Here is an 8,791-nt window from a genome sequence, read left to right as displayed (position 1 = left end):
CCGACCGGGACACCTCCAATTCCGTGCACATCATCACGATGGGAAAGTCAGCCTTCTCGGCGTCGATAAGCTCGTAAACGTCGCTTACCGATGATCCTGAGCGAAGAAGGCCGCCGCTTTTTTCAGGAACTCGTTCTGCAGCCGCAACTCCCGGTTCTCACGTTCGAGTTCCTTCAACCGCGCCCGATCCGGCAAAGCCAGGGGCTGTTCTTCCACAGGGTGACTCTTCCTATACGCGCTGACCCAATTACCGAGAGTGCCGTCCAACAAGCCGAGTTCCCGCGCGACGACCGCGATCGGACGTGACGTCTCGATCACCATCTTCACCGCCTCATCGCGGTACTCCTGCGAGTAGGACCGTTTCTGCCGCGCCATGCCCATCTCCATCCCAGACCGAGATCATATTAGATCCCCTGTCCGGAAACTTCGTGGCAGCTCAATCAACACCGCTCACCCTCGAACTCCAGCCATGATCACAAAGCTGGCGGTCGTACCAGGGCAGCCGGCTCGTTTAGCGAACTCGCGTGGGTTTCCGGCGCTGTGGGCTCAAGCCATGTCCTTCGCGGTGACGGCCCGGCCGCGCCCGGCGGCCTTGGCCCGGTACAGGTTCTGGTCAGCGGCTCGGATCAGTTGGTCGACGTCGCGGGCCGCACCCACCGCCTGGCCCGCGCTCACGCTGACTCGTAGGCCCGGCGCGATGTCGCTCCAGCGGTGCAGCGTGACGGCGTTGACGATGCCGGGTGCCGGGGCCGGGACCTCTATGCCCGCCGGCAGGTCCATCAACAGCATGAACTCGTCACCGCCCAGCCGGACGGCGAGATCGGACTGCCGGATCGCCGCCTGCAGCACCGCACCGATCACCCGCAGCACCTCGTCGCCGACGGCGTGGCCGAAGGTGTCGTTCACGGTTTTGAAGTAGTCCACGTCGAGCAGGATGACCCCGAGGCGGTCGAGCGGCCCGCGGCGCCGCAGCCGCGCCAGGTGGCGGGTCTCGGCGTGCCTGTTCGCCAGGCCGGTCAGCGCGTCGACGTACGCCTGCCGGCTCAGTTGCTCGGTGTGGCGCAGCACCCGGGCCGCCTCCAGCCGCGACCGGGCGGCACCGAGTATCTCCAGCCGCGCCTGCCACCGCTGCAGCGCCAGATAGCGGGCGTACCGCACGGCGGCGCCGTCGCGGGTGGATTGGGTGGCGAGGCGGAGCGCGAGCGTGGTGATGCTCGGCTTGGCGTCGTCCAGCAGCGTGACGGCCTGCTCGGCCCGCCACGCGGCCGTGGTCAGGTCGCCGGCGTCGTGCGCGCCGACGGCTGCCGCGAGCAGCAGGCAGGCGCGGTACCGGTCCGAGGTGCTCGCGCCGAGCACCTCGTACAGCTCCGCCGGAACGGCCGCCGGCCCCCCGTCCAGCCCCGACCGGCAGGCCACGACGTCGAGCAGGCGCTCCATGGCGCGCACCTCGTCGCGCCAGCCCGGTGGAAGGCTCGCGCGCTCCGCCGGGCTGGGCCGGACAGCGGCGGCCGCGACCTGCCGCGCCGCTTCGCGCCGGCCGATCTCCAGCAGGTCGCTGGTCAGTGCCGCGGCGCTCTCCAGCCGGTTGACCACGAGCACCTTGCGGGTGAACTCGGCGACCGGCCGGACCCTGCCCGGCAGCGGGATCTCCAGCGCCTCCGCCGCCCGTACGTACATCTCCTCCTCGAGCTCCCACAGCCCTTGCCGGTGGTAGGCCTGCCCGCACTCGACGAAGCAGGCCGGCAGCTCCACGGCGCGCAGCCCGAGCTCTGCCGGATCGGTGTCGGCGACGTCGTCCAGCATCGCGACCGCCCGGGCGAGCAGCCAGCCGACGTCGTCGCCGGTGGACTCCGGGTGCTCGGTGTCCAGCAGGAACAGCGCCCGCGAGGCCAGGGCCAGCCCCAGCAGGATCTCCTCGCCGGTGGCCTCCGCGGCGGCCAGCATCGCGTCGGAGTCGCGCCGGATCTGCTCGTACCGCGCACCCTGCAGGGCGGCCAGGATCAGGCGGGAGTGCAGCAGCAGCACCTGCACCTCGCCCCAGCCGGCCGCCTCGGCCTGCGCGGCGAGGCTGTTCACGAGGTCGGGGCGCGGCGCCACCTGGGTCTGCTCGATCAGCGCGTGGGCCAGGACGCGGGCGGCGACCCGGTCCGGCGGCAGTCGGGTTATTCCCGCGTGCACGTTGCTGATTTCACTGCCCATGACAGCCGTTCGACACCACCCTGAAGAAGGCCACGCTTTTCCTCTGAACTTAGTGGGTGGCGCTGTCTCTTCACGGCGAATGGTCACCGGAAAGTTCATTCAATGAAGAGGCGTGGTTCACCACGCGATTACGTCCGCTCTGCTTGGCACCGTACAGTGCCTCGTCGGCGCGGGCGAGCAGGCTGCCGGGCTCGGTGTCGGTGAAGAGGTACGGCGCGAGCCCGATGCTCGCGGTGACCGTCAGCGGCCCGGCGTCGGTCTCGACCGGATGGTCGGCGACGGCGGCCCGAATCCGCTCGGCGAGGATGTTCGCGCCGTCGTAGCCGGTGTCGGGCAGGAAGATCACGAACTCCTCACCGCCGTACCGGCCGACCAGGTCGGTTTTCCGGATGGTGGCGTTCAGCCGGTTCGCCACCGTGACGATGACCTGATCGCCGACGGGATGGCCGTAGCCGTCGTTGATCTGTTTAAAGTGGTCGATGTCGAGCATCAGTGCGGTCAGCGGGCTGGCGCGGCGCCGGGCGGTGGCTATTTCCCGGTCCGCCAGCTGGAAGAAATGCCGGCGGTTGAATAGGCCGGTGAGCCCGTCGGTGAGGGCGAGTTGCTCGACCGTCTTGAACAGTTCGGCGTTCTCGTAGGCGATCATTCCCTGCCCGGCGAGCACGGCGGCGATCTCGCGGTGGGCCGCGCCGTACGCGCCGGCCCGGTCCGCCGAGATGAAGACGACGCCGACCGCCCGGTGGCGCGACCGCAGCGGCACGGCCAGCCACGATTGCCGCGCTGCGGCGGCGAACACGGCCGGTGCCGCCCGCGCGGAGGTCTCCGCCGAGACCGGTACGCCGCCGGCGAGCAGCCGGTCGAAGGCCGGATCGAGGTCGGCGACGTCCGGCTCCTGGTCGTTCGCCGGGTCTGCCAGCAGGACCTTGTCGCCGTCGCGGATCGCCAGCAGGGCGTGGTCGGCGTGCAGCGCGCGGCCGATCGCGCTCCGGAGCCGGTTGAGCACCTCGGCCGGGTCGAGGGTGCCCGACACGTGCTCCATCGCGGTGCGCAGCATCTCGGCGATGTCCCGTTCGTGTTGTGCCGACCGGACGTCGAGCGTGAGCTGCGCGGCCCGGGTCGTCTCCAGGGCGGCGGCCACGTGCATGGTGATGACGGCGAGCACGCCGACGTCCGCGGTGGTGAACATGCCCTTGGCGATTCGGCTGTCCAGGTACAGCACGCCGAGCAGCCGGCCGTCGTGCAGCAGCGGGGAGACCATGATGCTGCGCAGCCCGTGCGCGACCGCGCTCTGCGAGCCGAGGGCGGCGCCTTCGTCCGTACCGGTGACGACCAGCGGTTCGCGGCTCTGCCGGGCCTGCTCGACCAGCGTCGAGCCGTAGCCGACGATCTCGGTCAGGTCGTTGCCGGCGGCGTCGCGGCCCAGGTGCGGGATGAGCTTCTCCCGTTCGTCGGTCAGGAACAGGTAGGCGCGTTCCGCGGAGAGCAGCCGGATCGTCTCGTCGAGCGCGACCCGGGTCAGCTCCGCCGGATCGACGATCCGGGCCGAGGCGAGGCTCATCGCGGCCACCGCGTCGAGCCGCAGCCGGTACGCGGCCGAGGTGAGGTCGGTGTCGGCGCTCCTGCCGCTGCCGCCGACGGTGGGAACGGGGCCGTCGACGCCGAATTCGTCGCGGAGCCACTGCGCGCGGTGTGGCCACTCGTACCGCACGGCGAGCGTCAGGGCGCCCGCGGCGGCGACGGTCGCCTCGGCGTCGTGGCCGAGGGCGAGCAGGACGTGTGCCCGCAGGCGGGCCGCCTCGAAGCTCGCCAGGGGTGCGTCGGCCGCGCGCAGGATCGGATCGCCGGCGCTCAGCGCGGCGAGCGCCCCCGCCGGGTCGCCTTCGAGGTGGCGCAGCCAGGCGTCGGCCAGTCGGCAATGCGCTTTGAGCAGCGGAGAGGCCGCTGCCGTGCCCCGCAGGTCCGCGACGGCCCGCCGGGCGGCGTCCAGCGCCCAGCTCTGCCGCAGGGGCGTCGCGGTGCGGCACTGTTCCAGGCGGCCGTAGGCGAGGTACACGTAGATTCCCCGCAGCGGCACCAGCAGCGTCCTCGGGTTCAGGCGCAGCTCCGCGACGTCGGCGGCGACCTGGTCGAAGGGCTCGCCGAGGTCGCGCTGCTCGACCGCGACCTGCGCCCGGGCCAGCAACAGGCTGACCCGGCGGCTGGGGTTGCGGAACGCGGCGGGGTCACCGGCGACGCCGCGCAGCGCCGCGTCCGCCTCGGCGACCCGGCCCATCGCGGCGGCCACCGACGCGCCGGCCAGGACCAGCGAGCTCTCCGGCAGGTCGGCGGCGTCCAGCCGGGCGACACCTTCCCGGTACAGGGTCTGCGCGTCGCGGCTGAAGCCGGCTAGCAACTGCACCCACAGGGTCCCGCCCAGCTGGGTGACGAACCGGCCGGCGCTGATCAGGCGCTCCGGATCGGCCGAGTCGGCCAGGATGTCGCGGGCCTGACCACGACCGGCGATGTACCGGATCAGCTTCCGCGTCTGGAGCACGAACGCGGCTCCCGCGCGGTCGCCGATCTCGACCGCGGCCCGGACGGCCCGGGCGTAGCCGCCGGAGCTGAGCCGTGGCCCGCCGACGATGTCGAGGATGCTGGCCACGTCCGAGCGCACCTGCACGTACTCCGAAGAGAAGCCGAGCCTGCTCGCCGGATAGAGCGACCGGAGCAGCAGCACGAGGGCGAGCATCGGGTCGAGACCGAGGCTGGCGGCGCCGCCGCCGGTGCTGAAGAGCTGCGCCTGGAGCCGGAAGCGGTCGGCGTCCGCACCGGTGGCCGTGCCGAAGCCGACGCCGGTGCGCTCGACGACGAGCCCGGCGACGAACCGGCCCACTGTGCCGGCGAGCAGCGACAGCCGGTTGGCGGGCAGGGGGCAGTCCAGGACGAACAGGGCCCGGCGCATCGTCGTCAGGCAGGGCTCGAGGTCCCACGCGTCCATGTGCAGGACGCTGATCGCCAGCAGAATGCGGGCCCGGGCGAACCGGTCCGCGGCGGCCGCGAGCGCGCCGGTCAGGGTGTCGATCGCGAGCGCGAGGTGGCCGGACCGGTGGTACGCGGCTCCGAGCAGTTCGGCGATCTCGCTGCCGACCGTGGGCGGCAGATCGGCGACGGCGAACCGGTGCGCCGGTTCGAGCAGGGCGACGGCCTCGCCCGGGGCGCCCTCGGCGAGCGCGAGCGCACCGGCGGCCCGGCAGGCCTCGACCACCTTGGCCGGGTCGCGGCCGGGGTGCCCGCGCAGGCAGTGCCGCGCGAGCGAGTACGTGTGCGCGGGACCCTCGCCGCCGGCGGCGACGAGCAGGTCGGCGACGCGCTGATGCAGATCACGCACCAGCGCCGGGTCGGCGGCGTCGAGCAGGGCCAGGCGCAACTGCTCGTGGGTGAACCCGTACCCGTCGTCCTGGCGGCGCACCGCGCCCCGCGTGACGGCATCCGCCAGTAGCCGGGCCGCGTCGGCCGGATCCACCCCGCCGGCCTGGGCCGCCGCCGCGGCGGAGAACGCCGGGCCGAGCACGGCCGCGGCGGTGAGCAGGGTCCGGCCCCGCTCGCTGAGGCCGTCGAGGCGGCGCAGGACGAGCGCGTGCAGATCCGCCGGCAGCGCGATCCGGTCCAGCCCGTCGGTGTCGAGCTGCCATTGTCCCCAGGAGGGCGTCAGCACCCCCGCGTCCACCACCGCGGTGAGGTATTCCCGGATCTCGAACGGGGTCGTGCCCGCCCGGGCGGCGAGCCGGCTCAGCACGGCCTCGTCGAGGTCGCGCCCACGGGCGAACGCGGCGACCAGATCCGCCGCCTCGGCCGGGTCGCACGGGCCGAGGCTGATGATCGAATCGACCTGCCGCAGCACGCCCGGCGGCAGCGCGCCGGCCCGGCCGTCGGCGACGGTCAGCAGGACCAGCAGAGGTACGTCGTGGACGCCCGCGGTCAGCAGTCTCAGCACCGCGAGGGTGGCCTCGTCGGCGCGGTCCGCGTCGTCGAGACAGATCAGCGCGCCACCCTCGGCCCGGGCGAACTCCTCGACGCGGTCGGCGACGGACTGGGCGAACGCCGCCGGGTCGCCGGTAAGCCCGCCGAGCCGCGCGCCGAGCGCGGCGCGCAGCGGGGCCAGCGGCAGCGGGGCTTGCGGGCAGGCCGCGATGAGGGCCGGCGCCCCGTCCTCACGGACGAGGCGGCCGAGTTCCCGGGCCAGCCGGCTCCTGCCGGTGCCGGGTCCGCCGGCGATGACCGCGAACCCGCCGCGCCCGGCACGCGCCTCGCGCCAGCGCGCGGTGAGCTGGTCCACCTCGCGGTCGCGGCCGGTCAGCGGCGTCGACTCGGGCGCCGCGGCGGCGTCCGTGCCGTCGACGGGTTCGGTGCCTTCCACGGCACCGGTACGGTCGAGGGCGAAATCGGTCAGCGGGTCGGCGGCGAGGCGGCTCAGATCGGCGCCGAGCCCGGCCGCGCTCTGGTATCGGTCGTCGGGATCCTTGGCGAGGAGCTTGGCGAGGATCGCGGCGAGCGTGGCCGGAACCTCCGGCCGGTCGTCGCGTGGGTCGGGCGGGGGCGCGCCGGAGTGCAGGCGCAGCAGCTCACTGGCGTCGGTCGAGGCGAACGGTGGGGCGCCGGTGAGACACTCGTGGAGCACCGCCCCCAGTGAATACAGGTCGCTGCGGGCGTCGACCGGACGGTTGAGCGTCCCGCCCTGTTCCGGGGCGCTGTACTGCAACGTGCCGACCGCCGCGTCGCTCCGCTGGGCGCTGGTGCGGCCCGCCATTCCCAGGTCGATGAGCCGCGCCGTACCGTCCGGTTCGATCATGATGTTGTGCGGCTTGACGTCGCGGTGCACCAGGCCGACGCCGTGCAGCGCGGCGAGGGCGCCGGCGAGCTGACCGCCCAGCCGGAGGGCGTGGTCGACGGCGAGCGGGCGGATCCGCAGGATCTCGCCGAGGCTTCGCCCCTCGATCAACTCCATGATCAGATACGGTCGCTGGCCGGACTGACCGACCTCGTACACCCGCGGCAGCGCCGGGTGGTCGGTCCACGCGAGAAGGGCCGCCTCCCGCCGCAGGTCCTGCATGGCCGCCGGGTCGGAGCCGCCGGGGAACACCTTCATCGCCCGGTCGTGGCCGTCCCTGGTGACGCGGTACACCACCGTTCGGGCGCCGCGGCCGAGCTCGCCGAGGACGGTCACGCCGGGCGGCATGTCAAGGCTCACAGTCCTATCGTCGGCACCTGCGCCGAAGACTGAGGAAATGAGGACTGAGGAAATGGGGACCGAGGAAATGGGGACCGAGGAAATCCGGTCAGTCGCCCCTGATCGCGGGTGGCAGGCCGGCGAACCAGGCCAGCATCGCGCGCTCGTACGCCAGTCCGAAGGCCAGCGTGGCCACCGCGTACGGCTCGGCCTCGGCCGCGCCGGGCGGTAGTTCCGTCTCGAACTGTTCGTACGCGGCCAGCCGTGCGGCGTGCGTCGCCCGGTGCTGGGCCACGATCTCGGCCAGTCGTTCGGCCGGCACGTGCCGGCCGAACATGATCGTCAGCAGCAGCGGAAACCGGATGGCCTCCGGCTCCGGTGCCCGGGTGACCCACGCGGTGAACGCCGACCGGCCGGCGTCGGTGATGGCGTACGGTCGCCGGTCCCGCCGGCCGCGCTCGTGCGCCTCGACCAGCCCGTCGGCGGCCATGGCGGCCAGTTCCCGATACACCTGGCTCTGGGTGAGCGACCAGAAGTCACCGATCCGGGCCTGGGCGGTGGCGACCAGATCCCAACCGGACATCGGCCCCTCGTGCAGGAAACCGAGCAGCGAGGCGGCGGTGGCGTTGAGCGTGCGGGCGGGCATCGGATACCTCCTTGACATGCCATTGTGTCAGGTCGCACGATGAGGTCACGACATTCCACTTAGATAGGTCACGGGGGCAGTTCATGGAGTGGTCTCATCCTGCGCTCATCGCCGTCCACGCCACCGGCCGGCGGCCTCGGCCTGCTGCTGGCCGTACCGGTGATGCTGGCGCCCAAGCGGCGCGGCCGGCACCCCGCGCTCGGCCGGATCTACGCGGTCAGCGCCGGCGTGCTCTGCCTGACCGCGTTTCGGCCTGGTCACCTACGACCCGGCGCACCTGGTGGGGCTGGCCGTCCTGGGCGTGCTGACCGCGGTGTGGGTCGCCGGCGGCGTGTGGCTGGCCCGCCGCCGGCCCGTGCTGCGCGGTGACCCGCACGCCTGGCGGCTCTGGCACCTGAACCTCATGGGCAGCAGCGTGATCTCGTTCGTCACCGCCTTCGGCGTCCAGCTGACTCGGGGCAGCCTGGTCGCCTGGATCGCGCCGACCGTCGTCGGGTCGCTGATCATCGCGCTCGCCAACCGCCGCGAGGTGGCCCGGCAGTCGGCTCACCCCGTAGCGGCTCATCCCGTAGCGGCTCATCCCGTAGCGGCTCACCCCGTAGCGGCTCACCCCGTAGCGGCTCATCCCGTAGCGGCTCATCCCGTAGCGGCTCATCCCGTAGCGGCTCACCCCGTAGCGGCTCACCCCGTAGCGGCTCACCCCGTACCGGCTCATCCCGTAGCGGCTCACCCCGTAGCGG

5 protein-coding genes are annotated in these 8,791 nt (G+C 72.8%); all 5 read right to left on the bottom strand.

Annotation, left to right across the window (positions count from 1 at the left end):
* Window positions 1-84 precede the first annotated feature (84 nt).
* Window positions 85-375: a transposase gene (locus DMB66_RS57460; protein WP_158647708.1), complete on the bottom strand. Its 291-nt coding sequence runs from the start codon at window positions 373-375 to the stop codon at window positions 85-87.
* A 171-nt stretch (window positions 376-546) separates the two neighbouring features.
* Window positions 547-2,199: a GGDEF domain-containing protein gene (locus tag DMB66_RS57455; protein ID WP_125812403.1), complete on the bottom strand. Its 1,653-nt coding sequence runs from the start codon at window positions 2,197-2,199 to the stop codon at window positions 547-549.
* A 70-nt stretch (window positions 2,200-2,269) separates the two neighbouring features.
* Window positions 2,270-7,426, bottom strand: a complete 5,157-nt coding sequence (locus tag DMB66_RS57450; RefSeq protein ID WP_125812402.1) for a diguanylate cyclase — start codon at window positions 7,424-7,426, stop codon at window positions 2,270-2,272.
* Between the two features lie 88 nt (window positions 7,427-7,514).
* Complete coding sequence (locus tag DMB66_RS57445) at window positions 7,515-8,051, bottom strand: PadR family transcriptional regulator (RefSeq protein WP_125812401.1); 537 nt, start codon at window positions 8,049-8,051, stop codon at window positions 7,515-7,517.
* A gap of 217 nt (window positions 8,052-8,268) precedes the next feature.
* The coding region (locus DMB66_RS62065; protein WP_370321423.1) for a hypothetical protein at window positions 8,269-8,791 on the bottom strand (523 nt) is incomplete at its 5' end.

Source organism: Actinoplanes sp. ATCC 53533 (assembly GCF_003947245.1).
The sequence above is the reverse complement of the archived record's forward strand: the minus strand, read 5'-3'. Positions and strand labels throughout refer to the sequence as shown.

Excerpts from the sequence above, each read along its gene's own strand:
- DMB66_RS57455 (WP_125812403.1), bottom strand. The coding sequence starts at position 2,199 with ATGGGCAGTGAAATCAGCAACGTGCACGCGGGAATAACCCGACTGCCG.
- DMB66_RS57445 (WP_125812401.1), bottom strand. The coding sequence starts at position 8,051 with ATGCCCGCCCGCACGCTCAACGCCACCGCCGCCTCGCTGCTCGGTTTC.
- DMB66_RS57460 (WP_158647708.1), bottom strand. The coding sequence starts at position 375 with ATGGCGCGGCAGAAACGGTCCTACTCGCAGGAGTACCGCGATGAGGCG.